The sequence below is a fragment of the Arthrobacter sp. MDT1-48-3 genome (assembly GCF_054511015.1).
This window is the reverse complement of record NZ_JBTNDL010000005.1, coordinates 56,715-81,943: the sequence shown is the minus strand read 5'-3', so window position 1 is coordinate 81,943 and position 25,229 is coordinate 56,715. Positions and strand designations below refer to the sequence as shown.

The window sequence follows — 25,229 nt, the reverse complement described above, 5'->3', positions numbered from 1 at the left end:
ATTGTTCCCTACGGCGGCGGGCCCGCCGTGCGCGGTGCTCCCGCGGCTCAGGCGCCGAACTGTCCGCGCAGCCGGTCGCGCATCGACGCGGACGCCTCGTTGAGGCCGACGACGGCCACCTCCGTGCCGTGGGAGCGGTACTTCTCCGAGACGGCATCGAGGGCGGCGATGGTCGACGCGTCCCACAGGTGCGACCGGCGCAGGTCGATGGTGACGTGGTGGGGGTCCGCCGCGTACTCGAACTGCATGTAGAGGTCGTTGGAGGAGGCGAAGAACAGCTCGCCGTCGATCACGTAGGTGACGCGCCGCTCGCCGTCCACCGTGTCCTCGGTGCGGTGGACGGTGACGAAGTGGGCCACGCGGCGTGCGAAGGCCACCATGGCCACGAGGACACCCACGCCGACGCCGATCGCCAGGTTGTGCGTCCAGACGGTGACGATCACGGTGGCGAGCATGACGGTGGTCTCGCTCCTGGGCATGCGCCTCAGGGTGGCGGGGGTGATGCTGTGCCAGTCGAAGGTGGCGATCGAGACGAAGATCATGACCGCGACGAGCGCGGCCATGGGGATGAGCGCGACGATGTCGCCGAGGGCGACGACGAGGACGAGCAGGAAGATCCCGGCGAGGAACGTCGAGATGCGGGTGCGGGCCCCTGAGGCTTTCACGTTGATCATGGTCTGGCCGATCATGGCGCAGCCGCCCATGCCGCCGAAGAAGCCGGTGATGATGTTCGCGGCACCCTGGCCCCACGACTCGCGGGTCTTGTCGGACCGGGTGTCGGTGATGTCGTCCACGAGCTTGGCGGTCATGAGGGATTCGAGGAGTCCGACGGCGGCGAGCGCCAGGGCGAAGGGAGCGATGATCCGCAGGGTCTCGAGGGTCAGCGGGACGTCGGGGAGGAACAGCGAGGGCAGGCTCTCGGGCAGGTCTCCCTTGTCGCCGACGGTCGGCACGGGCACGTCGGCGAGGATCGTGAACAGTGTCAGGACCACGATCGCGACCAGGGGTGCGGGCACGGCCCTGGTGAGGCGGGGCAGGCCGAAGACGATCAGCAGGCCCACGGCGACCATCGGGTAGACGAGGAGGGGGACGCCGAGGAGTTCGGGGACCTGGGACACGAAGATCAGGATGGCGAGGGCGTTCACGAAACCGACCATGACGGAGCGGGGGATGAAGCGCATGAGCCGTGCGACGCCGGCGATCCCGAGGATCACCTGGATGAGCCCGCCGAGGATGACGGCCGCGATGAAGTAGTCGATGCCGTGGCTATCCACCAGGGGTGCGATGACGAGGGCGACCGCGCCGGTCGCGGCGGAGATCATCGCGGGCCGGCCGCCGAGGAAGGCGATGGAGACCGCCATGGTGAACGATGCGAACAGGCCGAGCCGGGGGTCCACACCGGCGATGATCGAGAACGCGATGGCCTCGGGGATCAGCGCCAGCGCCACGACGAGGCCGGCGAGCACCTCGGTCTTCAGGAGCCGCGGGGTCCGGAGCGCCAGCCTCACCGAGGATCGTTCCCTGGGCGAGAGGGGGGTGTCCGTGGTGGTGCGTCCTGCGGATGTCATGGTGCGTCGGTTCCTTCTGGTGGGACAGCGGAGGGCACAAGAGCGCGGGCCCCGCTCAACGTTACCTGCGCGCGGCCTTCTCCGGGTGGGTCCATCGGAGGCACAGGACCGCCCCGGGATGGCTACAGTGGCCCCATGACCCAGACATCCCCGGCGCCCCTCGGCGCGCCCGCCGACCCGGCCCCCTCCGCCCTGCGCGCCATCGTCACCGGAGCCAGTTCCGGCATCGGCGCGGCGACCGTGCGCGCCCTCCGTCGCGACGGCTGGGACGTCGTCGCGGCAGCCCGCCGGGTGGACCGGCTCGAGGCCCTCGCGGCGGAGACCGGCGCCACGGCCCTCGCCCTGGACGTCACCGACCAAACGTCCGTCGATGCCTTCACGGCCGCAGCGACCGCCGGCGGCCCCGTGCACGCGCTCGTCAACAATGCCGGCGGAGCCTTCGGGGCCGACCCGGTGGGGCAGTCCGTCATCGAGGACTGGCAGCGGATGTACGACGTCAACGTGCTCGGCTCGATGCGCATGACCCGCGCGTTGCTGCCGGCACTGCGCAACGGCGGCCAGGGCAGCGTCCTGTTCCTGACCTCCACCGCCGCGCTCGCGGCCTACGAGGGGGGAGCCGGGTACTGCGGCGTGAAGGCCGCACAGGAGTCGATGGCGCGTTCGCTGCGGCTGGAGGAGGCCGGGAACAACATCCGGGTCATCGAGGTGTCCCCGGGCATGGTGCGCACGGAGGAGTTCTCGCTCAACCGACTCGGCGGGAACCAGGGTGCAGCGGACAGGGTGTACGAGGGCGTGGAGTACCCGCTGACGGCCGAGGACGTCGCCGATGCCGTGGCCTTCACCCTCAACGCTCCCCATCACATGAACATCGACCAGCTCGTCCTGCGCCCGCTGGCCCAGGCGGCGAACCACAAGGTGCTCCGCTCCACTACCTGATCGAAAGTACTTGCCGATCCGGAAAGTAGTTGCGATTGTGGTTCCATCAGCAACTACTCGGAAGGGGCACGACGATGAGCGATACCACGAAGACCGGTCACCCGGGCGCGGGGGAGGCGCAGGCACTGCTCGCGCAGGCGGACCAGATCGGCGCAAGTGTGAGAACCGGTGCGGGCTGGCCGCAGATCGCCACGCTGCTCGGTCTCGGCGCCGTCTCGGCGATGGGCGTCGTCGCCCTCGGACTCGCGGCGCAGGCGCCCGGCACGCCCGTCGTCCTCCCGATCGTCACCATGATGGTCTGGATCCTGATCTTCACGACGATGGCCGCCGTCTTCACCCAGGCGAACAAGCGCGGTTTCGGCGTCCGATGGGCGTACTACATCGGGGCGTGGGCCCTGCTGTGGGTGGCGGCGATGGTGCTCGGTGGCACGGTCCTCGAGGGCGAGCTGTGGTTCTCGGCCCTCATGGCGGCGCTCATCACCCTCACGACGACGGCGTGCGCCTGGTACGAGGCCCGCAGGTGAGCACGCAGGGCACGCCCGCCCACCCGCGCCACCAGCTGGACGACACGCTGGGCCACCCGGTCCGGTTCTCGTTGATGGCCGCGCTCGCCCAGACCCAGGAGATCGATTTCGCGACCCTCCGCGACCACCTGCAGGTCTCGGACTCGGTCCTCAGCAAGCAGGTGGCGGCGTTGGAGGCCGCGGGCTACGTCGGCGTCCGCAAGGGCTTCATCGGGAAGCGCCCCCGCACCTGGCTGACCATGACGAAGGCCGGGGACGCCGTGTGGCGGAACCATCTGGCGGCGCTGCGGGAGATCGCCGGCACCTTCTGAGCCGGGCGGCAGAGCTCTCCGCCACGGAGGGCCCTGCCGCCCGCTGCCGATTCCGTCCGGCGCTCCCCGACCCGGAGTAGGGTGCCTGTGGGCAGGTGTTGCACCGACAGGGGGACGGACAGCGTGGACGATCAGCCGAGCGGGACGGACGTGGCAGCATTCGCGGCCGAGATGAGGGACGCGGTCCTCTGGGTGGAGTGGAGCCGCAGCGCGACGGTCAGCGACGAGATGGCCGAGGCCCTGGTCGAGCGGGCGAACCGGCTCAGCCCGGACCTCTGTCCGCCGATGCTCGTGGAGCTGAACGGCATGGTGTCGCTGAGCCGCGGCGCCCTGCACCGGTTCGCCTCAGGCCTGAACATCGCAGCCATGGCCCTGGTGGGACCGTCAGCCGTCGACCGGACCCTGACCGAGTTCTTCACGCGGGTGCACCGGCCGCCGTACCCCACCCGTCATTTCGAGGACTCCGACCGGGCGCGGGCCTGGCTGGGCGATCATCCGCACAGCGGGGCCGCAACCTGAGGACTGCGTCCCCGGAGTCCCCGGCCGGAAGGTCGGCGGATCCGGGAGGGACCGCCGCCTGCCCCTCAGGCCGGAGGAGCCGTGTCGTGGGCGCTCGTCCGCGACGCGACGCGCAGGCGCACCGAGAAGTTGTCCAGGGTGCCGGGCAGGGGGCGGGCCGGATCGAGGGCCTGACCGTCCTCGACGCCAAAATCGTGCCCGTGCACCAGCGAGGCCAGCGCGGCGCTCGTCAGGAGGAGCACCAACTGCTTCCTCGGGCACACCACCGGTCCGTCGCTGAACGGCACGAGGGGCCAGTCGTCCCGCTCGCCGGACAGCCAGCGCTCCGGGGAGAAATCGTGGGCACCCTGGACGTGGCGCTCGTCCCGGTGGAAGTACGGCGAGTAGATCAGGACGCCGCACTTCGCGGGCATCCGACCCTGCGCCCACTGCACGGGCGCGGTCGTCTGCCGCAGGATCATCGGGGTGGTCGGCCAGAGCCGCAGTGATTCGAGGACGACGGCTCGCAGGTAGGGGAGGAACCGGCGCCCCGACTCGTCCCCGTCCACCTCGTCCCGGGCGACCGCCATCGCCTCCGGATGCGTGGCGAGGACCGTCAGGGCCCGGAAGGTCGCCATCCCGGCCGGATCGAAGGCGAAGAGCCACTGGGGGACCTGCTCCGCGGGCTCTGCGCCGTCGCCCTTCGGGGCGGCGGCCAGCACCGCGGCGAGGCTCCCGGGTTCGGCGTGGGCGAGCTCGTGCCCGACGCGGGCCAGGAACCGCTCGCGAGTCCTCCTGCGCACCGGCCTCAGGAACGCCCAGTTGCCGTCCTTGCGCAGCCTGATCACCATCGCGGTGAGTTCCTTGTCGTCCCGCGCGTGGTCCCCGAAGACCACGCGGCGGACCACGCGGTACCACGCGTCCAGGAAATCGCTCCACGGCAGGGACCCGCGGGACGAGGCTCCCGCGAGCAGCTGCTGCATCTCCTCCTCCACCACCGGGACGAATCGATCCGCGAGGTGGTGTACCGGATGGCTGGTGTCGAGGACCTGCTCCTGCAGGGCGCGCCGGACGGTGCGGACCTGCCCCTGGGAGATCAGGACGTTGGCGGGCTGGAAGTGGGACAGGGCGGCGCGCTTCTCGGTGGTCGCAGGCGAGAACGGCTCGGGCGACCCGGCCAGGACGGTGTGGACGTCTTCGGGAGCCAGCACCACCGCCTGCTTCCGGATCGGGAGCTTCAGCATCAGGGGGCCGGACGGGTACTTCGCGTGGATCGCCTGCAGGATGCGGACGGCCCTCGTGTCGAGGCCGAGGCGGGCGGAGAGCCCGACCACCCTCGGACGCCGGATGATGGGTCCCTTCGCCACGGTCGGCAGGAAGACTCCCAGCAGCAGCCGGGCGGTGTCCGATGCGGACGCGGTGGGGAGGGTCGGGGTCGGCATGCGGTATCCATCCTGTCGCAGTCGGGGTCCCTTCCAGCCTGCCGCGCGCGGGTGGGGACCACAACGCCTTTCGCGGCGCCCGCCGGCCCGGCGGATGTGCAGGTCCCCTTTCGACAAGGAAATCGCGGCGGCGCTAGACTGGGGGCACAAGCGTCGACCCGGCGATCACCGGTGAGCTTCCGGAAGAAAGGCCGCCCTCCGTGGCGGCCCGTAGAACCGGACGGGTGGCCCGTCACAGCCGGAACGAGCGGCGGCCCCGGCTGCCGTGCCAGTGGCACGGCGGACGACGGCGGCAAGTGAGGTGGTACCGCGGGTCCTGGACCCCCGCGGCCGGTCAGGCAACCGGCGGTGGGCGGAAGGGGAACCGTCCTCACGGCAGGATTCCTGCACTCCCCGACGCCGCCGCACACAGGATGAGAACCATGCCGCAGATCTACCCCAAAGCCGTGTCGCCCGACGACAGCGGTGCCTCCTCCGGAACCAGCGCCTCCCCGCGCTTCCCCGAACTCGAGGAACGCGTGCTCCGCTACTGGCAGGAGGACGGCACCTTCCAGGCGTCGATCGACGCCCGGGATCCCGGCGTCGACGGTTCCAACGAATTCGTGTTCTACGACGGCCCGCCCTTCGCCAACGGCCTCCCGCACTACGGACACCTCCTCACCGGCTACGCGAAGGACCTCGTGGGCCGGTACCAGACGCAGCGCGGCCACCGCGTGGAACGGCGCTTCGGCTGGGACACGCACGGCCTGCCCGCCGAGCTCGAGGCCATGAAGCAGCTCGGGATGACGGACAAGCAGCAGATCCTCGCCATGGGTATCGACAACTTCAACGACGCCGCCAGGGCCTCCGTCATGAAGTACGCGGGGGAGTGGCGCGACTACGTGACCCGCCAGGCCCGCTGGGTGGACTTCGACAACGACTACAAGACCCTCAACCCGGAGTACATGGAGTCCGTCCTCTGGGCGTTCAAGACGCTGCACGAGAAGGGCCTGACCTACAGCGGGTACCGGGTTCTGCCGTACTGCTGGAACGACGAGACGCCCCTGTCCAACCACGAACTCCGGATGGACGAGGACGTGTACCAGGACCGGCAGGACCAGACCGTCACGGTCACGTTCCCGATCCTCGCCGGCGCAACGGCCCTGTCGAAGGACCTCGCGGGCGTGCAGGCCCTCGCCTGGACCACGACGCCGTGGACGCTGCCCACCAACGCCGCACTCGCCGTCGGGCCCGACATCTCCTACGTCGTCGTCACCGGGGAGCGCGACGGCCAGGCCGGCCGCTACCTGCTGGCGGAGGACCTGCTGGGCAACTACGCCAAGGACCTCGGCTTCGCCGACGCCGCCGCCGCACGCGAGGCCGTCATGTCCCGCCACCGCGGGACCGAGCTGGAAGGGCTCACCTACGAGCCGCTGTGGGACTACCTCGCCGACCCCGAGGAGGGCGGCTACCGCAACGCCTTCCGCATCCTCGTGGCGGACTACGTCACCACGACGGACGGCACCGGCCTCGTGCACCAGGCACCCGCCTACGGCGAGGAGGACCAGAAGGTCTGCGAGGACGCCGGCATCCAGGTGATCCTCTCTGTCGACGAGGGCGCGAAGTTCCTGCCGATGTTCGGCAGGGGCCCGCTCGCGGAGATCGTCGGGCTGCAGGTCTTCGAGGCGAACCGGCACATCACCCGCGTGCTGAAGTCCGAGGGACGCCTCGTGCGGCAGGCCAGCTACGTGCACAGCTACCCGCACTGCTGGCGGTGCCGCAACCCGCTCATCTACCGCGCCGTGTCCTCGTGGTACGTCGAGGTGACGAAGATCCGCGACCGCATGGTGGAGCTCAACCAGGACATCACCTGGATCCCCGGCAACGTCAAGGACGGCCAGTTCGGCAAGTGGCTCGCCAACGCCCGCGACTGGTCCATCAGCCGCAACCGCTTCTGGGGCAGCCCCATCCCGGTCTGGGAGTCGGACGACCCCGAGTACCCGCGCACCGACGTGTACGGCTCGCTCGCCGAGCTGCAGGCCGACTTCGGCAGGCTCCCGCTGAACAAGCAGGGCGAGGTGGACCTCCACCGTCCGTTCATCGACGAACTCACCCGGCCCAATCCGGACGACCCGACCGGCCGGTCCACGATGCGCCGCGTCGAGGACGTCCTCGACGTCTGGTTCGACTCCGGATCCATGCCCTACGGCCAGGTGCACTACCCGTTCGAGAACGAGCAGTGGTTCGACACGCACAACCCCGCGGACTTCATCGTCGAGTACATCGGGCAGACGCGCGGCTGGTTCTACATGCTGCACATCCTGTCCACGGCTCTGTTCGACCGTCCGGCGTTCCGCAATGTCATCAGCCACGGGATCGTGCTCGGCTCGGACGGGCAGAAGATGTCCAAGAGCCTGCGCAACTACCCAGACGTCTCCGAGGTGTTCGACCGCGACGGCTCGGACGCCATGCGCTGGTTCCTCATGGCCTCGCCGATCCTCCGCGGCGGCAACCTCGTGGTCACCGAGCAGGGCATCCGCGACGGCGTCCGGCAGGTCATCCTGCCGCTGTGGAACGTCTGGCACTTCTTCAGCCTGTACATCAACGCGGCCGCCGGCGGCGCGGGCTACGAGGCGAAGACCGTGACACCCGAGGCCGCGGCACGGCTGGGTGAGCCGATCGACCGCTACATCCTCGCGAACACCGGCAACCTCGTGCGCGACATCACCGAGTCACTCGACGCCTTCACGATCAGCGACGCCTGCGAGTCCCTGCGCCGCTACCTGGACACGCTCACCAACTGGTACGTCCGCCGGAGCCGCCAGCGGTTCTTCGACGAGGACACGGACGCCTTCGACGTGCTCTACACGTGCCTCGAGGCCGTGTGCCGCGTCGCGGCGCCCCTGCTTCCCCTCGTGACGGAGGAGATCTGGCGAGGGCTCACCGGCGGTCGGTCCGTGCACCTCACGGACTGGCCCGAGGCCGCCGCGTTCCCCGCCGCCCCGGACCTCGTCGAGCAGATGGACCGCACGCGCCAGGTGTGCTCCGTGGGCTCCAGCCTCCGCAAGGCCGCGAACCTGCGGGTGCGCCTGCCGCTGCGGGAGCTGACCGTCGTCGCGCCCGGCGCAGCGGACCTCTCGGGCCAATACTCCGCGATCATCGCGGACGAACTGAACCTGAAGGGCGTCCGCCTGGTCGACTCGGCCGATGCCGAACCGGCCGAGTTCGGGATCACCCAGCGCCTCGTGGTCAACGCCCGCGCCGCCGGCCCGCGCCTCGGCAGGAACGTGCAGAGCGTCATCAAGGCGTCGAAGTCCGGCGACTGGTCTGTGGACGAGGACGGCGGCGTCACCGCCGGTGGCCTCGGACTGGAGCCGCACGAGTACACGCTCGACACCGTGGTGGAAGGCAACGACGCCGCGTCGAAAGCCGTGACGGTCCTGCCCGGCGGTGGATTCCTCGTCCTCGACACCGAGGTCACGGAGGAGCTGGCGGCGGAGGGCACGGCGCGCGACGCGATCCGCGCCATCCAGCAGGCACGGCGCGACGCCGACCTCGACATCAGCGACCGCATCACCACCACCATCGGTGTCGCGCCCGGGCAGGTCGGGGCACTCGAGGCGAACGCCGACCTGATCCGGGCGGAGACCCTCACGGTGGAGCTCCGCATCACCGCTGCCGAGGACGCCGGCAGCGATTTCAGCATCACCGTCGGAAAGCGGGAACAGCAGCATGGATGACACCAACGGCACCGGGGGCGGCCCAGGACTGGACGCCTTCTCGGTGGAGAGTGTGTACGCGGAACTCCTGGGCCGCGCGCCGGAGAACAGGATGGAGCCGCGCATGGCCCCCCTGCACCGGGCCATGGAGATCCTGGGGGAGCCGAACCGGGCCTTCCCGATCATCCACATCACCGGCACCAACGGCAAGACGTCGACGGCCCGCATGATCGAGAGCATCCTGCTGGCACACGACCTGCGGACGGGCCGCTTCACCAGCCCGCACCTCTCGCGTGTCACGGAGCGCATCAGCATCGACGGTGAGCCCGTGGACGACGACACGTTCGTGCGCGTCTGGGACGAGATCAAGCCCTACCTCGACATCATCGACGGCGAGCTCCTGGTCGCCGGCGAACCCCGCCTCACCTACTTCGAGTGCGTCACGATCCTCGCGTTCGCGATCTTCGCGGACGAGCCGATCGACGTCGGCGTGATCGAGGTGGGACTCGGCGGCATCACCGACGCCACGAACGTCGGCGACGGACAGGTGGCGGTCGTCACCCCCATCTCGCTCGACCACACCGACCTCCTCGGCGACACCGTCGAGGACATCGCCCTGGAGAAGGCCGGCATCATCAAGCCCGGCTCCTTCCTCGTCAGCGCGATCCAGCCGCGGGATGCCGCGCAGGTGCTCCTGGAGCGCGCCCGGGAGGTGGGTGCGGAGTTCCGGTTCGAAGGCGTCGAGTTCGGTGTCGAGTCGCGCACCGTCGCCGTCGGCGGGCAGGTGGTGTCCCTCACCGGACTCGCCGGACGCTACGGCGACCTGCTGGTACCCCTCCACGGCGAGCACCAGGCGGAGAACGCGGCCGTCGCGGTCGCCGCGGTGGAAGCATTCCTCGGCGGCGGTGAGCGCCGGCTCGAGACCGAGCTGATCCGCAACGGGCTGCGCGCCGTCACCTCGCCCGGCCGCCTCGAGGTCGTCCGGACCGCGCCGAGCATCATCGTGGACGCCGCCCACAACCCGGCCGGCGCCCGCGCCGCCGCGAAGGGCATCAGCGAGGCGTTCGACTTCTCCCGGCTCGTGCTGGTCATCGGCATCCTCGAGGACAAGGACGCCGCAGGCATCCTCGCCGAACTCCACGAGGAGCTCGGCGGCATCCTCGAGGACGTCTGCCTCACGCAGTCCACCTCGCCCCGCTCGATCCCCGCCGCGGACCTCCTGCAGGCCGCCCTCGCGGCCGGCTTCGCCGAGGAGAACATCAACATCGCCCCCGGTCTCGACGACGCCCTCGAATGGGCCGTCATGAAGGCCGAGGAGAACAACGACCTCGCCGGTGGCATCCTCGTGACCGGCTCCATCACCGTGGTCGGCGAGGCCCGCACGCTCCTGGGGAAGTAGGTAGGCCATGGCACGCAGAACCAGGGCACAGCGCGAGTGGCGGCCCGGCATGCCGAAGAAGCGGAGGTCCACGAAGATCCTCTTCGCCTCCACGGTCCTGCTGCTCGAGGCGTTCGTCGTCTTCTTCGCGACGCTCGCGGTCTTCGGACTGCGACGCGACGAGATCCCGCCCGCCGTCATCCTGACCTCGGGCCTGCTCCTCAGCGTCGTCCTCGTGCTGACGTGCGCCGTGCTGACCAAGCGGTGGGGGATCGGCCTCGGCTGGATCCTGCAGCTGGTGATCATCGCGGGCGGCATCCTCGAACCGGCCATGTTCGTGGTGGGCGTCGCGTTCGCGCTGACCTGGCTCTACGGCATCCGGCAGGGGATGCGCGTGGACCGCGAGAACGTGGAGCGGGACCGGCTGCAGGCCGAGTGGGAGAAGGCGAATCCGGAATAGCCGCCCGCTTTAGTAGAGTCGGTCCTGATACCACCACCTCCCCGACCCGACACCGCGCCGTCCCGGACGGCGCCCACCCCAGGAGTTCCCATGAGCGTTGAGCGCACCCTTGTCCTCGTCAAGCCCGACGGCGTGTCCCGAGGCCTGACCGGTACCATCCTGTCCCGCATCGAGGCGAAGGGCTACACCATCGCGGAGCTGAAGCAGGTCCGTGCCACCCGCGAACTCCTGGAGGAGCACTACGCGGAGCACGTGGGCAAGCCGTTCTTCGAGCCGCTCGTCGAGTTCATGCTCAGCGGTCCGATCGTCGCCGCGGTCTTCGAGGGCCAGCGCGTCATCGAGGGGTTCCGTTCGCTCGCGGGAACCACCGAGCCGACGGCAGCGGCGCCCGGGACCATCCGGGGCGACCTCGGCCGCGACTGGGGCGTCAAGGTGCAGCAGAACCTCGTGCACGGCTCCGACTCGGCGGAGTCGGCGGAGCGCGAGATCGGCATCTGGTTCGCCTGATACCGCGTCATCGGTTGCCCCGGGTCATGTGCCCGGGGCAACTGTGTTGATAGGTTAGGGCCATGATGACCTACCGCAGACTGGGTTCCTCCGGACTCAGCGTTTCCACCGTCGGGCTAGGCTGCAACAACCTCGGCAGGGCCGGCACCACCTCCGAATCGCAGGAGGGCACCGACGCCGTCGTGCATGCCGCGATCGACGCCGGCATCACGCTCTTCGACGTGGCCGACATGTACGGGAAGGCGCCCGGCGTCAGCGAGATGCAGCTGGGCAAGGCGCTCGGCAGCCGTCGCGATGACGTCGTCCTCGCCACGAAGTTCGGACTGGACATGAACGGGGTCAACGGACCCGACTGGGGGGCGCGCGGATCGCGGCGCTACATCATCCGGGCCGTCGAGGCGTCGCTGCGCCGCCTCGGCACCGAGTGGATCGACCTCTACCAGTACCACGCCCCCGATGCCGCGACGCCGATCGAGGAGACCCTCGCAGCCCTCGACGACCTCGTGACGAGCGGCAAGGTGCGGTACCTCGGACACTCCAACTTCGCCGGCTGGCAGATCGCCGAGGCCGAGTTCACCGCACGCAGCGGTGGGTACACGCCGTTCATCTCCGCGCAGAACCCCTACAACCTGCTGGACCGCCGCCTGGAGCGGGAGGTCGTCCCGGCCGTCGAGGCGTACGGGATCGGTGTGCTGCCCTACTTCCCCCTGGCGAACGGTCTGCTGACGGGCAAGTACCGCCGCGACGAGGTCCCCGCCGGGAGCCGGCTCACGCACTCCCGGAAGAACGTGCGGGAGACGGCGGACTGGGACCAGCTCGAGGCGTTCTCGGCCTTCGCGGCCGAACGTGGACTCAGCGAGGTCCAGGTGGCGTTCTCGTGGCTCGCCGCCCAGCCGTCCGTCGGCTCGGTGATCGCCGGTGCCACATCTCCCGAGCAGGTGCGCCAGAATGCCGCCGCAGCGGACTGGACGCCGTCGGACGAGGATCTGGCCGGACTGGACGGCATCTTTCCCCGCCCGGCGGCCTGACCCGGCGACAGTCCCGTGCCGGGCCGCGTGGTCGCCGCACCGGACGCCGATGGACCCCCGGCTCGTGCCGGGGGTCCATCGTCGTTCTGCCTGTCCGCGCGTACGGTTCAGGCCCGGTGGAACGTCTTCCCGATGACGCGCTCGGATGCTCCGACGCGATCGAGGTAGGGCGTGATGCCGCCGAGGTGCAGCGGCCAGCCGGCGCCCAGGATCATGCACAGATCGATGTCCTCCGGCGCGGCGACCACGCCTTCGTCGAGCATCCGCCCGATCTCGTCGGCCAGCGCATCCTGCGTACGGCGCAGCACGTCCTCCGCGGACGATGCGCTGGTTCCGCGCTCCATCAGCGCCAGGGTCTGGTCGGGAACGGTCTCGGTGCCGTCCTCCTGCTTCACCCACAACCCCTTGATCCCGGCGTCGATGAGTGTCCGCTGGTTCGCCGAGACGTGGAAGCGCTCCCCGAAAGCCTCGTGCAGCGACTCCTGGACGTGCTGGCCGACGGGCAGCCCCACGAGGGCGAGCAGCCGGAAAGGCGTCATGGGCAGACCCATCGGACGCAGTGCATCGTCGGCCGTCGCGGCGTCCGTGCCCTCGTCGAAGACGGCGGTGATCTCGCCGAACATGCGTCCGAGGATGCGGTTCACCACGAAGGCGGGGGCGTCCTGCACGAGGACCGCGTTCTTCTTCAGGCCCTTCGCCAGCACGAACGCCGTCGCCAGCACGGCGTCGTCCGTCGAGGGCGCGCGCACGACCTCGAGCAGCGGCATCGCGGCGACGGGATTGAAGAAGTGGAAGCCGACCACCCGCTCCGGATGGACGAGGTCCGCGGCCATCTCCGCCACGGACAGCGAGGAGGTGTTGGTCGCGAGGATGCACTCGGGGGAGACGACGGCCTCGACCTCCGCGAAGACCTGCTTCTTGACGGACATCTCCTCGAACACGGCCTCGATCACGAAATCGGCGTCGGAGAAGACGTCCTTGGAGACCGAGCCGGTCACCAGTGACCTCGTCCGGTTGGCGGCGTCCTGGGACAGGCGCTTCTTCCCGAGCAGCTTCTCGATCTCCGCGTGCACGTACGCCACGCCCTTGTCCACGCGGTCCTGGTCGATGTCCGTGAGGACCACCGGAACCTTGAGCCGGCGGGCGAACAGGAGCGCGAGCTGGCCGGCCATGAGACCCGCGCCGACGACGCCGACCTTCGAGACCGGGCGCGCGAGCTTCCGGTCGGGAGCTCCTGCCGGGCGCTTGCCGCGCTTCTGCACGAGGTCGAGGAAGGCGTAGACCGTTGCATGGAACTCGGGCGTCTGCATCAGTTCCGCCAGTGCGGTGCACTCCGCCGCCGCCGACTCCTGCCTCGACCAGGTGAGGCCGGACTCGAGCAGATCCAGCACGCGCGAGGGCGCGGGAGCGGCGTTGCCGGTCTTCGCCTCGACGAAGGCCCTGCCTGCGGCGACCGCTGCGGTCCAGGCGGCGTCGTCGTACTGCGCGAGCGCGGCGCGCCGCTCCTCGACGGCAGCTGCGGCTGCGCCGCCCCGGAGCACCTGCGCCGCCCACAGCAGGGACTGCTCGAGGTAGTCGGCGGGTTCGAAGAGGGCGTCGGCGATGCCGAGCCCGTAGGCGGCCCTGCCGTCGAGGCTGCGGTTGTTGCTCAGCGGGTTCTCGATCATCACCTTGACGGCATGGGCGGGGCCGATCAGCCGCGGCAGGCGGTAGACGCCACCCCAGCCGGGCACGAGTCCGATGAAGGCCTCGGGCAGGCCGATGCCGTTGGCCCCGGAGGACACCGTGCGGTAGTTCGCGGCGAGGGCGATCTCGAGGCCGCCACCCAGAGCGACACCGTTGATGAAGGCGAAGCTCGGCACGCCCAGGTCGGCGAGGAGGTCGTACGCCTCGTGTCCCAGTTCGGCCATGAGCCGGCCGAGGTGCTCGGACTTCACGCTCTTGACGGTGCTGAGGTCGGCGCCGGCCACGAGGAAGTAGGGCTTGCCCGTCACGGCGACGGCGGAGATCTCGCCGCGCGCCGCGCGTTCCTTCAGCTCCTCGAGGGTGCGGCCGAATTCGATGAGCGTGGTGGGGCCCAGCGTGGTGGGTTTCGTGGAGTCGAGGTCGTTGTCCAGCGTGATGAGCGCGAGGACGCCCGCGCCCTCGGGCAGTGTGATGTCCTGCACGTAGGAGTGGGTGACGATCTCGGCCGGGACGAGGCCGGCCAGTTCGTCGTAGCGTTCGAAGCTCATGCTGCGTCCTGTCCGTAGTGCTCGTGGTGGGGGTTCTCCCAGATGACCGTCGCGCCCATGCCGAGGCCGATGCACATCGTCGTCATGCCGTAGCGCACGCCCGGGTCCTCCTCGAACTGGCGGGCGAGCTGGTTCATGAGCCGCACGCCGGAGCTGGCCAGCGGGTGTCCCACGGCGATCGCGCCGCCGTAACGGTTCACGCGGGGGTCCTCGTCGTCGATGCCGAAGTGGTCGAGGAAGCTCAGCACCTGCACCGCGAAGGCCTCGTTGATCTCGAACAGCCCGATGTCGCCGATCTCCAGGCCTGCCTGCCGGAGTGCCTTCTCCGTGGCCGGGACGGGCCCGATGCCCATCACCTCCGGTTCTACACCGGCGAAGGCGTAGGCGACCAGGCGCATGCGGACGGGCAGACCGAAGTCGGCTGCTGCGTCGGCGGAGGCGAGCAGGGCTGCCGTGGCGCCGTCGTTCAGTCCGGCAGCATTCCCGGCGGTGACGCGGCCGTGCGCACGGAAGGGTGTCCGGAGCGCTGCGAGGTCCTCGGTTGTGGTCCCCGGGCGGGGCGGCTCGTCGACGGTGTTCAGGGTCCAGCCGGAACCGGGCTTCCTGCCGGCCACGGGTACCAGATCGGGCTGGATCCGCCCTGCCTCGTAGGCCTGCGCCAGCTTCTGCTGGCTGCGGACCGCATAGGCGTCCGCCCGGTCCCTGGTGATCGACGGGAAGCGGTCGTGCAGGTTCTCCGCCGTGTTGCCCATGTTCAGTGCCGCCGGATCGACGATGCGCTCGGAGACGAAGCGCGGGTTGGGATCGGCATCCGCTCCCATGGGGTGGTTGCCCATGTGCTCGACACCGCCTGCGATGACGACGTCGTATGCGCCGAAGGCGATCCCCGAGGCGGTGGTGGTCACAGCCGTCATGGCGCCGGCGCACATCCGGTCGATGGCGAATCCTGGGACCGTGCGGGGGAGCCCGGCCAGGAGGGCAGCGGTGCGGCCGATGGTGAGGCCCTGGTCCCCGGTCTGGGTGGTGGCGGCGATGGCGACGTCGTCGATCCGCTCGGGCGGCAGGGTCGGGTTCCGGCGCAGCAGGTCGCGGATGCACTTCACCACGAGGTCGTCCGCGCGCATGCCGGCGTAGATGCCCTTCTCGCCGGCCCTGCCGAAGGGGGTGCGTACTCCGTCGACGAAGACGACGTCGCGGACGGCTCGTGACGCGCTGCGTGCGGGCACCGTCCCGGTATCTAGGCTCACCTGTTGCTCCTCTTCGAGATGTAGGTCAGCGATCATGTTACTGGTGAGTAACATAGCGTGCAAGCGACAGGAGCCGGCCCGGGATTCAGCCTTCGGGCGTCTCCCGCACCTTCGCAGGCAGGGGATCGGGGTCCAGGAATGCGACGGTGATGATCGCCGCCACCTGCTCGATCTGCCAGGGGCGCGCCCCCAGGTCGGCGAGTGCCGCCGAGACGGACTCGAGCGAGATCTCGGCCGGCGGACGCCAGGCGATGCGGCGCAGGTAGTCAGGCGTGAGCAGGTTCTCCACCGGCATGTCCAGCTTCTCCGCACACTGCGCGACGCGCGGGCGCGCGGTCTGCAAGCGGGCCGCGGCCTCGGGATCCTTCTCGGGCCAGATGCGGGGCGGGGGCGGCGCGTTGGTCGGCACGTGCAGGGGTGGGAGGTCGGTGAGCTTCCTCGCGTCGCTGATGCATCTCAGCCACCGGGGCGCCTCCTTCTGCGCTGCCCGGCCGTGGAACCCCTTCGTGGCCAGCAGCTGCGGGACGGTGGCCGGCATCGCGCGCGCGGCCGCGACGATCGCCGAATCGGGGATGAGGCGGCCGGGTGCCACGTCGCGACGCTGTGCGAGGTCCTCGCGCTCCAGCCACATCTGGCGGACGGCGGCGAGCTGGCGGCGGTCGCGCAACTGGTGCAGGCCCGAGGTGCGGCGCCACGGATCCACGCGCGGTTCGGCGGGCGGGGTGCGGCGGATGTGCTCGAACTCCTCCTCGGCGATGCCTAGCTTTCCGCCCTCCTCCAGCAGGCCGGCGAGCTTGTCCCGCAGTTCCGCCAGGACCTCGACGTCGAGCGCGGCGTAGCGGAGCCACGGCTCGGGCAGCGGCCGCTTGGACCAGTCCGCCGCCGAGTGCTCCTTCGCCAGGCTGAAGCCGAGCTGCGACTCGATGACGGCGGCGAGGCCGACCCGGGGGAGTCCGGCGAGGCGCGCCGCCAACTCCGTGTCGAAGAGCCTGTCCGGCCACATCCCGAGCTCGGCGAGGCAGGGGAGGTCCTGGCTCGCGGCATGCAGGATCCACTCGACGCCGTCGAGGGCGTCGTCGATGATCTGGAGGTCGTCGAAGGGCTCGGGGTCGATCAGCCACGTCCCGGCACCCTCCCGGCGGATCTGGACGAGGAAGGCGCGCTGTCCGTAGCGGAAGCCGGAGGCGCGCTCGGCGTCGACAGCCGCGGGTCCCGTCCCGGCCGCGAGGGCCGCTGCCGCCCGCTCGAGCCCGGCGGGCGTGTCGATCACGAGGGGGACGCCTTCGCGCGGTTCGGTCAGCAGGGGGAGTGCGGCGGGTATGCCGGGATCGGACGCGTCGGTGCTGTCCGTGTGTTCGGAGGTATGGGAACTCATGGTGATTTCAGTCTATCCCCGCGGGCGTGTGCGCCCGGAAAGCACCCGGTGCTGCTCCCGGGACCGGACGGTGCAGCGCGGAGTCAGGACCTGCGGTGCGGAAGGTGCGCGACGCCGTCGGGCAGCGGCGGCAGCCCGGCGAAGGTGCAGACCATCTCCGACCACGCCTCGAGGTGCCTCCGCACGTCAGAGGTCTCCGGTGTCCAGGACGCGCGGAGTTCGATGTCGATGGTGTCGGGCCGGTCCTCGAGCGTCCCGTAGCTCTCCGAGAGGATCCTCGTGGCCGTCCCCCCGGTGCTGTGGTGGCGTGCCCCGTGATTGCCCAGTGCTTCTACCAGCCAGGTCCAGGCGACCGAGCCGAGGAGCGCGTCGTTGCCCATGTCCGGTTCGAGCTGTGCCCGGATGTAGGTGACGATCCGGAAGCGGCCGTTCCAGACCTCGGAGCCGTCGGGATCGTACAGGAGGATGAACCGTCCGGTCGCCAGCTCCTCGGGCTCGGGCGGGAGCAGGAGGGTGCGGGCCGGGCCGTGGAGCGGTGGCGGCAGGACGGGCGTGGCCTCGAAGACCTCGGCCCCGAGTGCCACCGCGAAGGGGGCCAGGCGCGACGGCGCCGGAATCTCCTCGAGCCGGATCTCGCTGCGACGGGCTGCTTGCCGCAGGCCGGCGAGGGCGTCCAGGAATTCCGCAGGTAGTTGCGTTATACCGCCGATTGCACTCACCCCCGCAGGTTATGCCCTGCGGGGGTGGCTGCTGCGGCGGCGCGCCGTCGCAACGGGTGTGCGGGCGGGCGCATCCGGCCCGGGACGCACCGCCCGCGTCAGGCGGAGACTTCCCGACGGATCGCCTCGATGAAGGAGTCGACGTCCTCCTCGGTGGTGTCGAACGAGCACATCCAGCGGACCTCCCCGGTGGCCTGGTCCCAGTCGTAGAAGCGGAAGCTCTCGCGGATGCGGTCGGCCGAGCCTGGAGGCAGGATGGCGAAGACCGCGTTGGCCGTGGTCTCCTGCGTGAGCGTCACGCCCTTGATGCCGCGGACGCCCTCGGTCAGGCGTGCGGCCATCGCGTTGGCATGCCCCGCCGAGCGGAGCCACAGGTCGCCCTCCAGCAGGGCGATGAGCTGCGCCGAGACGAAGCGCATCTTCGACGCCAGCTGCATGTTGAGCTTGCGCAGGTACTCCAGGCCCGTGGACGCCTCCGGGTTCAGGACGACGATGCACTCACCGAACATCAGGCCGTTCTTGGTGCCGCCGAAGGACAGGATGTCCACGCCGGCGTCGCGCGTGAAGGCGCGCAGTGGCTGGCCGAGGGCGGCCGCGGCGTTGGCGAGCCGGGCACCGTCCATGTGGACCCGCATGCCACGGGCGTGGCAGTGGTCCGCGATCGCCTTGATCTCCGCGACGGAGTACAGCGTGCCGAGCTCGGTGGTCTGGGTGATCGAGACCGCCAGGGGCTGCGCGCGGTGCTGGTCCCCCCAGCCCCACGCCTCACGGTCGATCAGCTCGGGAGTCAGCTTGCCGTCCGGCGTCGGGACCGTCAGCAGCTTGATGCCGCCCACCCGCTCCGGAGCCGCGTTCTCGTCCACGTTGATGTGGGCCGTCCGCGGGCAGACGACGGCGCCCCAGCGCGGCAGGATCGACTGCAGCGAGAGCACGTTGGCGCCCGTGCCGTTGAAGACGGGGTAGATGGAGATGCCCTCGCCGAAGTGGTGCTCCATCACCTCCTGCAGGCGTGCGGTGTACTGGTCCTCGCCGTAGGCGACCTGGTGGCCCTCGTTCGCTGCGGCGAGCGCGGTGAGGACTTCCGGATGCACGCCCGAGTAGTTGTCGGAGGCGAAGCTCCGCTGGGTGCGGTCGTGCAGGGACGGGGCTGTTGTCAGGGTGTCGGTCACGGTTCCATTATCCCCGATGCGCGTCGCGCACCGCGTCGATGCGGGCCCCGTTGACGTCCGCCGGAGGCGCCCCGAGCAGCGACGCCAGGATGCCGGCGAGATCGTCGACGTGCGTGTAGCCCGGGAACTTCCGGTCGGGGTGCTGCTGCCGCAGGGTGTCGTCGACCAGCGCCTTGACCACGACGGCGGTCGATGCCGCCGCGCTGCCGTCCCTGGCGAAGCCGTCGGCGACGGCCTGGAGCCAGGCGTCGACGGAGGCCTTGACCGCGGCGTAGGAGGCGTTGCCGGCCGTCGGGGCGGCGACGGCGGTGGCGGACACCGCCGCGAGGCGTCCGCTCCGCTCGGCCAACTGGTCGTAGAAGGCCCTGCTGGTGTTGAAGAGGGTGACGAACACCGAGCAGTGCAGGGCGTCGTAGTCCGCCGTGGACTGGGCGGTGATCCCCTTGCCGCCCCGCCAGCCGCCGACGAGGTGGAACAGGGCGTCTGCGCCGCCGTGGTCGGCGCGTACGCGGTCGGCGAGGACCCGCACCGCCGCCTCGTCCGTGAGGTCGCACTCCTGGCGGTCCACGCCCTCGAGCGTCGCGAAGGCCTCGGCGAGCCGCCCGGCGTCCGAGCCGACGGCGACCACCGTCAGTCCGTCCGCGAGGAGCCGTCGCGTGAGGGCCCTGCCGGATGCGCTGGTGGCACCGGCGACGACGGCGGTCCGGCCGCCGGTGCTCTCGCTCATGCCGCGTCCGCCGTGATGCCCGCGGTGGACTCGATGACCGGCTTCATCTTGCGGTCGAGGGCCTCGAAGAACATCGAGAGCGGGAACTCGTCGTCGAGCACGGCGTCGGTCAGGCCACGCGGGGGGCCGAGGAGCTCGAGCGCGTCGGGACCCTTGGCCCAGACCGATGCGGGGTGCGGCGTGACCGTGGCGGATACCAGGTCGTAGGCGGCCAGCCAGTGCGCGATCTTCGGCCGGTCGATCGAGCGCCAGTACAGCTGCTCGATCTGCTCGCCGAGGGCGACGACGACGTCCGCCGCCTCGTCCCAGTCGATGGTGAGCTCGGTGTCGGTCCAGTGCAGGACGCGGTGCTGGTGCATCCACGCGAACAGGAGCTGTCCGCCGAGGCCGTCGTAGTTGCGCACGCGGCTGCCGGTGATGCTGAAGCGGAAGATGCGGTCGAAGATGACCGCGTACTGCACGAGCTTCGCGTGCTTCCGCGCCTCGGGTGACGCGTCCTCGTCCTTCTCGATCGTCACGGATTCACGGAAGGCGGTGAGGTCGCAGCGCAGTTCCTCGAGCGAGTACAGGAAGAAGGGCATGCGCTGCTTGATCATGAAGGGGTCGAAGGGGAGGTCGCCGCGCATGTGCGTGCGGTCGTGGATGAGGTCCCACATCACGAAGGTCTCCTCGGTGAGTTTCTGGTCGTCGAGGAGTTCCAGGGCGTCCTGCGGCAGTTCCAGGCGCGTGATGTCGGCGGCTGCCCGGACCACGCGGCGGAACCGGGCGGCCTCGCGGTCGGCGAAGATGGCTCCCCAGGTGAAGGTCGGGGTCTCGCTCACCGCGACGGTCTCGGGGAACAGGACGGCGGAGTTCGTGTTGTAGCCCTCGGTGAAGTCGAGGAATCGGATGGGCACGAACAGGCCGTTCGAGTATGCGCCCGCTTCGAGCTCGGCGATGAATTCGGGCCAGAGGACCTCGATCAGCACCGCCTCGACGAGCCGGCTGGTGCTGCCGTTCTGGGTGTACATGGGGAACACCACGAGGTGCTGGAGGCCGTCCGTGCGGTCCTGCTGGGGCTGGAAGGCGAGCAGCGGCTCGAGGAAGTCGGGAACGGCGAATCCGCTCGATCGCCAGGCGTCGAATGCCGTGACGGTGCGCCGGAGGTACTCGGCGTCGTGGGGGAACAGGGGAGCGAGCTCCGTGATCGCGGCCGTGATGGCGGCCGTGAGCTCGGCGGCCGGAGCGTGGTGCTCCGGCTCCGGGATGGAACCGTCCTTGACCTGCAACAGGCGCAGCTCCTGGGCTGCTGCCTTGAGGGAGAGCCAGGCGGGCTGCTCCTGGGGCGTGGTGTCGACGGGCGCGAGGGGGGTGACGGTCATGGCTCCTGCTTTCTCTGGTCGTGGATGTCGGATCCGTTGCCGCGAGCGTAGCAACCAGGACAGCTCCTCTTACACTCCGAAGGGAGAAGTTCCAGAAAGTCTTATGCTCGGAGGCGGACGACCGCGGGAGAGGACCAGACCGGCTTTCCCCGCTATGGGACGCACAAGGGACGTACCCGGACACGCCGGACACGGGAAAGGCCGGCTCGCGGCCGGCCTTTCCGCACGCTCTCGTCCGGGCTACTCCGCCGGAACGAGCTTCATGGAGATCGAGTTGATGCAGAACCGCTGATCCGTGGGGGTGTCGAAGCCCTCGCCCTTGAACAGGTGCCCGAGGTGGGAGTCGCATCTGGCGCAGCGCACCTCGATGCGTTCCATGCCCATCGACCTGTCATGCAGGTACCGCACCCTGTCGTCCGCCAGCGGCGCCCAGAACGAGGGCCACCCGCAGTGCGAGTCGAACTTCTCGTTGCTCGTGAACAGATCGGCACCGCAGGCGCGGCAGGCGTAGGTGCCGGCCGTCTTCGCGTCGTAGTACTCCCCGGTGTAGGGGCGCTCGGTGCCCGCCTTGCGCAGGACCTGGAACTCCTGGGGAGTCAGTTCCCGGCGCCACTCGTCATCGGACTTCTCGATCTCGGGCCGGTAGGTGTCGCGTTCGGTAGTCATATCCGGTGCAACGCCTACGAGTCGCCGATAAATCCCGAACCCGAGTACAGGTGCAGCACGGCGATACCGAGCTTGTCCTGTGCCCTGTTGGCCCAGTCGGTGTGGAACGTGTCGGCCATGGCGTGCGGACGCGTGATCACCACCGCCTGCTCGGCCCCACTCTCCGTGGCCTCCCGCACGAGGGCGTCCACGGGATTCCCCGTCGTCGTGCGCCCGCCCGCCGCGAACCCCTCGTCCCGCAGCAGGCGGAGGGACGCGTCGAGGGCGGTGCGGGCGGCGGCTTCGTCATGGCGGCGGTCGTCGCCGGAGAACGAGCGGAACGCCTCACCGACCTCGAGGAGGCTCAGGTGGCGGAAGAACTCGCCCAGGACGGACTCGTTGCGGTCCTCGGGGATCAGGACGACGACCTCGGCGGGGTCCTCACCCTGCAGGGTCCGCAGGTTCCGGAGATCGGGGTGGGTCAGGGCTTCCTCGGTCAGCACCAGTATTGTTCGGCTCATGGCGCCACTGTACTGCGGCGCCCCGCCCGCCCGCGGTGCTGCAGGGCCGCGAATCGACGGCGCCTGCGGCGCAGGGTAGAAATGGAGCTATGGCAACTGGAACGTCGACGGCCGCGACGCAGCGGGTTCGGGCTCCCTGGCTCAAGTGGACCGCACTCGGGGTGGGCGCGGGAGCCGCGCTCGCGTCCTCCGCGGCCGGCGCGGTGTCCGGGCTCGCCGTGTACTTCGCCCGGCAGATCGTCACACCGGCGCGCAGGCGCGACGAGAACCTGGAGATCCTCGCGGTGGTCGGACAGGCGGGCAACCGCACCGTGATCCTCCCCGCGAACGAGGACACGACCATCGAGGGTACCTACAGCCTGCACTTCGACGGGGGAGCGGGCCACGCCCGCGTGGGCGCCATCCGGTCCTACGTGCCCCGGGAGGGGACGGTGGAGCGTGAGGTGGAGGAGGTCTATGCGGGCGACCTGACCTCGGCGACCCGCGGGTGGTGGGGCGGGGCCGTCTACCCGTCACCGGCCGCGATGGGTTTCGCCGAGGAGGAGGTGAGCATCCCCGTCGAGGGCGGCTCGGCCCCGGCCTGGCTCGTCCGCGCTGAAGCTCCTGCCCGTACCTGGGCCATCATGGTGCACGGCCGCGGAGCCTCCCGGGCGGAGGCGCTGCGCGCCGTACCGCCGGCGCGCCGGCTCGGCATGACCAGCCTCGTCCTGTCCTACCGGAACGACGGCGAGGCGCCGTCCGCGCCGGACGGCCGCTACGGCCTCGGGATGACGGAGTGGCACGACGTCGACGCCGCGATCGATTTCGCCGTGTCCTCCGGTGCCCGCGACGTCGTGCTCTTCGGCTGGTCCATGGGCGGCGCGATCGTCCTGCAGACCGCCGACCTCTCCCGGCACCGGCGGCGCATCGCCGCGCTGGTGCTCGACGGCCCCGTCGTCAACTGGATCGAGGTGCTCGCGCACCACGCCGAGCTGAACCGGATCCCCGCCCCTGTCGGGCGGTTCGGGCAGTACCTCCTCGCCAGCCGGCGCGCACGGCGGATCACCGGACTGGCAGCCCCACTGGATCTCAAGAGCATGGACTGGATCGCCCGCGCCGAGCAGCTGACCCTGCCCACGCTCGTCCTGCACAGCGAGGACGACGAGTTCGTGCCCATCGGGCCCTCGGCGGAACTGGCCGCCAGGAACCCGGCCTTCGTCACCCTCGAGCGGTTCCACCGCGCCCGCCACACGAAGGAGTGGAACCTCGATCCGGAACGGTGGGAGGCCGTCGTCGAACGCTGGCTGGACGCACACCTGAACGGCCGGGCCCTCCCCGGTGGGAAGGTGCCCGGCCCGGAGACTACTGCGCTTCCCTGATCTTCCGCTTGATCCGGCCCAGCATCGCGGCCATGCCGCGCATGCGCAGCGGGGTGATCGCCCGGGTCAGGCCGAGACGGTCGGGGACGTCGTCGGGAACGGCGAGGACGTCCGCGGCAGGCAGCCCGTCGAGTCCCTCGAGCAGCACGCCGGCGAATCCGCGGGTCGTGGGAGCCTCCGGCGGGGCGGAGAAGAACAGGTGCACGCGGCGCTCGGGCTCCTCGCCGATCTCCATGGTGAGGAAGAGCGGGCTCTGGCACTCGACCACCTGCTCCAGGAGCTCGGGGTGGTTCCCGTAGCGCTCCGGCAGGTCCGGGAGTTCCCGGGAGAAATCGAGCAGGAGCTGCAGCCGGTCCGGCTCCGTCAGGTCCTGGAAGTCGTCGATGATCTCGGCGAGCTTCGCCGGGACGGCCCCGGTGGTCATCGGGCCGCCCGTACCGGGCTCGCGGGCACGTCGCCGGGCTCGGTGCCCCGGACGATCGGTACGCGCACAGCATTGCCCCATTCGGTCCAGGAGCCGTCGTAGTTGCGCACGTTCGGGAAGCCGAGCAGGTGCGTCAGGACGAACCACGTGTGGCTCGACCGTTCTCCGATCCGGCAGTAGGCGACGACGTCGTCGCCGTCCTGCAGGCCGGCTTCGCCGCGGTAGATGGCGTCGAGCTCCGCGCGCGTCCGGAAGGTCCCGTCCTCGGCGGCCGCACGCGCCCAGGGGACGGAGCGCGCGGTGGGGATGTGCCCTCCGCGCATCGCGCCCTCCTCCGGGTAGGCGGGCATGGTGGTGCGGGCCCCGGTGTACTCGTCGCCCGAGCGGACGTCGATCAGGGGCTTCCCGAGGTGGTCGAGGACATCGCCGAGGAAGGCGCGCACGGGTGCGTCGTCGCGCTCGACGACCGGGTAGTCGCTCGGTGCGGTGTCCGGCTTGTCCGTCGTGAGCTCCCGGCCCTCGGCCACCCACTTGTCGCGGCCGCCGTCGAGCAGCCGGACGTCCTCGTGGCCGAAGAGCGTGAAGACCCAGAGGGCGTAGGCGGCCCACCAGTTGCTCTTGTCGCCGTAGATCACCACGGTGGAGTCGCGGGAGATGCCCTTGGTGGCCATGAGGCGTGCGAACGCGGCGCCGTCGAGGTAGTCGCGCGTCACCTCGTCGTTCAGCTCGGTGTGCCAGTCGATCTTGACGGCGCCGGGCACATGCCCCGTCTCGTACAGCAGGACGTCCTCGTCGGACTCGACGACCACCAGACCCTCGGCGCCCAGGTTGGCGGCGAGCCAGTCGGTGGAGACGAGCCGCTCGGGATGGGCGTACTCGGCGAACTTGTCCTGCGTATCTGGAGCCAGTGTCATTGCGGCCTTTCGCATAGCTGTCTGCTCGAAGGAGCGTCTCTTCCTCCCTAGCGTAACCACGCGCCCGCCCGATTGCTTCCGGCTCCCCAGCGTGCGGCCGGGGCCGCGATTCCCGGTGCCGGCGCCGGTGCAGGGGGGACCGGCGCCGGGTACCCCGCGTGCTATCCGCGTCCGATCCGCGTCCG

Annotated in this window: 23 protein-coding genes; 10 read left to right on the top strand and 13 right to left on the bottom strand. The window is 70.3% G+C overall.

The window, feature by feature from the left end:
• Positions 1–47 precede the first annotated feature (47 nt).
• Positions 48–1,568, bottom strand: a complete 1,521-nt coding sequence (locus ACX80L_RS12385) for a SulP family inorganic anion transporter (RefSeq protein WP_459289999.1) — start codon at positions 1,566–1,568, stop codon at positions 48–50.
• Between the two features lie 135 nt (positions 1,569–1,703).
• Between ACX80L_RS12385 and ACX80L_RS12380 the strand changes: the two genes are divergently transcribed.
• From ACX80L_RS12380 to ACX80L_RS12365, 4 genes are all read left to right on the top strand, one after another.
• Positions 1,704–2,504 (top strand): SDR family oxidoreductase, encoded by an 801-nt coding sequence (locus ACX80L_RS12380; protein WP_459289997.1) that lies wholly within the window; start codon positions 1,704–1,706, stop codon positions 2,502–2,504.
• A gap of 74 nt (positions 2,505–2,578) precedes the next feature.
• The gene (locus tag ACX80L_RS12375) at positions 2,579–3,028 is read left to right on the top strand and encodes a hypothetical protein (protein ID WP_208741300.1); all 450 of its coding nucleotides are present in this window, start codon (positions 2,579–2,581) and stop codon (positions 3,026–3,028) included.
• Complete coding sequence (locus tag ACX80L_RS12370; protein WP_208741298.1) at positions 3,025–3,339, top strand: winged helix-turn-helix domain-containing protein; 315 nt, start codon at positions 3,025–3,027, stop codon at positions 3,337–3,339. The genes ACX80L_RS12375 and ACX80L_RS12370 overlap by 4 nt, the downstream gene beginning before the upstream one ends.
• A 123-nt stretch (positions 3,340–3,462) precedes the next feature.
• Positions 3,463–3,858 (top strand): DUF7793 family protein, encoded by a 396-nt coding sequence (locus ACX80L_RS12365; RefSeq protein WP_133080626.1) that lies wholly within the window; start codon positions 3,463–3,465, stop codon positions 3,856–3,858.
• A gap of 65 nt (positions 3,859–3,923) precedes the next feature.
• On the opposite strand, the gene ACX80L_RS12360 is transcribed toward ACX80L_RS12365, so the two are convergent.
• A complete protein-coding gene (locus ACX80L_RS12360) occupies positions 3,924–5,279 on the bottom strand; it encodes a cytochrome P450 (protein ID WP_459289994.1) in 1,356 nt (451 codons plus the stop codon).
• Between the two features lie 422 nt (positions 5,280–5,701).
• Between ACX80L_RS12360 and ileS the strand changes: the two genes are divergently transcribed.
• The 5 genes from ileS to ACX80L_RS12335 all read left to right on the top strand — a co-directional run bounded on the left by ileS (position 5,702) and on the right by ACX80L_RS12335 (position 12,350).
• Complete coding sequence (gene ileS / locus ACX80L_RS12355) at positions 5,702–8,998, top strand: isoleucine--tRNA ligase (protein ID WP_459289992.1); 3,297 nt, start codon at positions 5,702–5,704, stop codon at positions 8,996–8,998.
• Entirely contained in the window at positions 8,991–10,376 is a 1,386-nt protein-coding gene (locus ACX80L_RS12350) for a bifunctional folylpolyglutamate synthase/dihydrofolate synthase (protein ID WP_459289990.1), read from the top strand. The genes ileS and ACX80L_RS12350 overlap by 8 nt, the downstream gene beginning before the upstream one ends.
• A 7-nt stretch (positions 10,377–10,383) precedes the next feature.
• The gene (locus ACX80L_RS12345; RefSeq protein ID WP_133080622.1) at positions 10,384–10,815 is read left to right on the top strand and encodes a DUF4233 domain-containing protein; all 432 of its coding nucleotides are present in this window, start codon (positions 10,384–10,386) and stop codon (positions 10,813–10,815) included.
• A 90-nt stretch (positions 10,816–10,905) separates the two neighbouring features.
• A complete protein-coding gene (ndk, locus tag ACX80L_RS12340; RefSeq protein WP_133080621.1) occupies positions 10,906–11,322 on the top strand; it encodes a nucleoside-diphosphate kinase in 417 nt (138 codons plus the stop codon).
• Positions 11,323–11,384: 62 nt separating this feature from the next.
• Positions 11,385–12,350, top strand: a complete 966-nt coding sequence (locus tag ACX80L_RS12335; RefSeq protein ID WP_459289987.1) for an aldo/keto reductase — start codon at positions 11,385–11,387, stop codon at positions 12,348–12,350.
• A 107-nt stretch (positions 12,351–12,457) separates the two neighbouring features.
• Here ACX80L_RS12335 and ACX80L_RS12330 read toward each other — a convergent pair whose 3' ends face one another.
• The 9 genes from ACX80L_RS12330 to ACX80L_RS12290 form a co-directional block, all read right to left on the bottom strand.
• Positions 12,458–14,584 carry a 3-hydroxyacyl-CoA dehydrogenase NAD-binding domain-containing protein gene (locus ACX80L_RS12330; protein ID WP_459289985.1) on the bottom strand — a complete coding sequence of 709 codons (2,127 nt, stop codon included), beginning with the start codon at positions 14,582–14,584 and terminating at the stop codon, positions 12,458–12,460.
• Positions 14,581–15,867 (bottom strand): thiolase family protein, encoded by a 1,287-nt coding sequence (locus ACX80L_RS12325; protein ID WP_459289983.1) that lies wholly within the window; start codon positions 15,865–15,867, stop codon positions 14,581–14,583. Before ACX80L_RS12325 ends, ACX80L_RS12330 begins: the two co-directional genes overlap by 4 nt.
• 49 nt (positions 15,868–15,916) lie before the next feature.
• Positions 15,917–17,206, bottom strand: coding sequence for an HRDC domain-containing protein (locus tag ACX80L_RS12320; protein ID WP_133080617.1), 1,290 nt, complete (start codon positions 17,204–17,206; stop codon positions 15,917–15,919).
• An 83-nt stretch (positions 17,207–17,289) separates the two neighbouring features.
• Positions 17,290–17,916: a DUF3000 domain-containing protein gene (locus tag ACX80L_RS12315; protein WP_133081008.1), complete on the bottom strand. Its 627-nt coding sequence runs from the start codon at positions 17,914–17,916 to the stop codon at positions 17,290–17,292.
• A gap of 107 nt (positions 17,917–18,023) precedes the next feature.
• A complete protein-coding gene (locus ACX80L_RS12310; RefSeq protein WP_133080616.1) occupies positions 18,024–19,094 on the bottom strand; it encodes a threonine aldolase family protein in 1,071 nt (356 codons plus the stop codon).
• 7 nt (positions 19,095–19,101) lie between these two features.
• Positions 19,102–19,821: an SDR family NAD(P)-dependent oxidoreductase gene (locus ACX80L_RS12305; RefSeq protein ID WP_459289981.1), complete on the bottom strand. Its 720-nt coding sequence runs from the start codon at positions 19,819–19,821 to the stop codon at positions 19,102–19,104.
• Positions 19,818–21,182: a DUF6421 family protein gene (locus ACX80L_RS12300; RefSeq protein ID WP_459289979.1), complete on the bottom strand. Its 1,365-nt coding sequence runs from the start codon at positions 21,180–21,182 to the stop codon at positions 19,818–19,820. Before ACX80L_RS12300 ends, ACX80L_RS12305 begins: the two co-directional genes overlap by 4 nt.
• Before the next feature lie 240 nt (positions 21,183–21,422).
• On the bottom strand, positions 21,423–21,848 hold the full coding sequence (gene msrB, locus ACX80L_RS12295; protein WP_133080613.1) for a peptide-methionine (R)-S-oxide reductase MsrB: 426 nt from the start codon (positions 21,846–21,848) through the stop codon (positions 21,423–21,425).
• 14 nt (positions 21,849–21,862) lie between these two features.
• Positions 21,863–22,348, bottom strand: a complete 486-nt coding sequence (locus ACX80L_RS12290) for a universal stress protein (RefSeq protein ID WP_133080612.1) — start codon at positions 22,346–22,348, stop codon at positions 21,863–21,865.
• Positions 22,349–22,437: 89 nt separating this feature from the next.
• Here ACX80L_RS12290 and ACX80L_RS12285 point away from each other — a divergent pair, with 89 nt between their 5' ends.
• Entirely contained in the window at positions 22,438–23,706 is a 1,269-nt protein-coding gene (locus tag ACX80L_RS12285) for an alpha/beta hydrolase family protein (protein ID WP_459289976.1), read from the top strand.
• Here ACX80L_RS12285 and ACX80L_RS12280 read toward each other — a convergent pair.
• Both ACX80L_RS12280 and ACX80L_RS12275 read right to left on the bottom strand, forming a co-directional pair.
• The gene (locus ACX80L_RS12280; RefSeq protein ID WP_133080610.1) at positions 23,690–24,130 is read right to left on the bottom strand and encodes a SufE family protein; all 441 of its coding nucleotides are present in this window, start codon (positions 24,128–24,130) and stop codon (positions 23,690–23,692) included. The genes ACX80L_RS12285 and ACX80L_RS12280 overlap by 17 nt on opposite strands.
• On the bottom strand, positions 24,127–25,044 hold the full coding sequence (locus ACX80L_RS12275; protein WP_459289974.1) for a sulfurtransferase: 918 nt from the start codon (positions 25,042–25,044) through the stop codon (positions 24,127–24,129). The genes ACX80L_RS12280 and ACX80L_RS12275 overlap by 4 nt, the downstream gene beginning before the upstream one ends.
• Between the last annotated feature and the right edge of the window lie 185 nt (positions 25,045–25,229).

Bases quoted from the DNA above. Each gene is read 5' to 3' on its own strand.
- ACX80L_RS12385 (WP_459289999.1), bottom strand. From the start codon at position 1,568: ATGACATCCGCAGGACGCACCACCACGGACACCCCCCTCTCGCCCAGG.
- ACX80L_RS12380 (WP_459289997.1), top strand. From the start codon at position 1,704: ATGACCCAGACATCCCCGGCGCCCCTCGGCGCGCCCGCCGACCCGGCC.
- ACX80L_RS12375 (WP_208741300.1), top strand. From the start codon at position 2,579: ATGAGCGATACCACGAAGACCGGTCACCCGGGCGCGGGGGAGGCGCAG.
- ACX80L_RS12360 (WP_459289994.1), bottom strand. From the start codon at position 5,279: ATGCCGACCCCGACCCTCCCCACCGCGTCCGCATCGGACACCGCCCGG.
- ileS (WP_459289992.1), top strand. From the start codon at position 5,702: ATGCCGCAGATCTACCCCAAAGCCGTGTCGCCCGACGACAGCGGTGCC.
- ACX80L_RS12350 (WP_459289990.1), top strand. From the start codon at position 8,991: ATGGATGACACCAACGGCACCGGGGGCGGCCCAGGACTGGACGCCTTC.
- ACX80L_RS12345 (WP_133080622.1), top strand. From the start codon at position 10,384: ATGGCACGCAGAACCAGGGCACAGCGCGAGTGGCGGCCCGGCATGCCG.
- ndk (WP_133080621.1), top strand. From the start codon at position 10,906: ATGAGCGTTGAGCGCACCCTTGTCCTCGTCAAGCCCGACGGCGTGTCC.
- ACX80L_RS12335 (WP_459289987.1), top strand. From the start codon at position 11,385: ATGATGACCTACCGCAGACTGGGTTCCTCCGGACTCAGCGTTTCCACC.
- ACX80L_RS12330 (WP_459289985.1), bottom strand. From the start codon at position 14,584: ATGAGCTTCGAACGCTACGACGAACTGGCCGGCCTCGTCCCGGCCGAG.
- ACX80L_RS12325 (WP_459289983.1), bottom strand. From the start codon at position 15,867: ATGATCGCTGACCTACATCTCGAAGAGGAGCAACAGGTGAGCCTAGAT.
- ACX80L_RS12320 (WP_133080617.1), bottom strand. From the start codon at position 17,206: ATGAGTTCCCATACCTCCGAACACACGGACAGCACCGACGCGTCCGAT.
- ACX80L_RS12305 (WP_459289981.1), bottom strand. From the start codon at position 19,821: ATGAGCGAGAGCACCGGCGGCCGGACCGCCGTCGTCGCCGGTGCCACC.
- ACX80L_RS12300 (WP_459289979.1), bottom strand. From the start codon at position 21,182: ATGACCGTCACCCCCCTCGCGCCCGTCGACACCACGCCCCAGGAGCAG.
- msrB (WP_133080613.1), bottom strand. From the start codon at position 21,848: ATGACTACCGAACGCGACACCTACCGGCCCGAGATCGAGAAGTCCGAT.
- ACX80L_RS12290 (WP_133080612.1), bottom strand. From the start codon at position 22,348: ATGAGCCGAACAATACTGGTGCTGACCGAGGAAGCCCTGACCCACCCC.
- ACX80L_RS12285 (WP_459289976.1), top strand. From the start codon at position 22,438: ATGGCAACTGGAACGTCGACGGCCGCGACGCAGCGGGTTCGGGCTCCC.
- ACX80L_RS12280 (WP_133080610.1), bottom strand. From the start codon at position 24,130: ATGACCACCGGGGCCGTCCCGGCGAAGCTCGCCGAGATCATCGACGAC.
- ACX80L_RS12275 (WP_459289974.1), bottom strand. From the start codon at position 25,044: ATGACACTGGCTCCAGATACGCAGGACAAGTTCGCCGAGTACGCCCAT.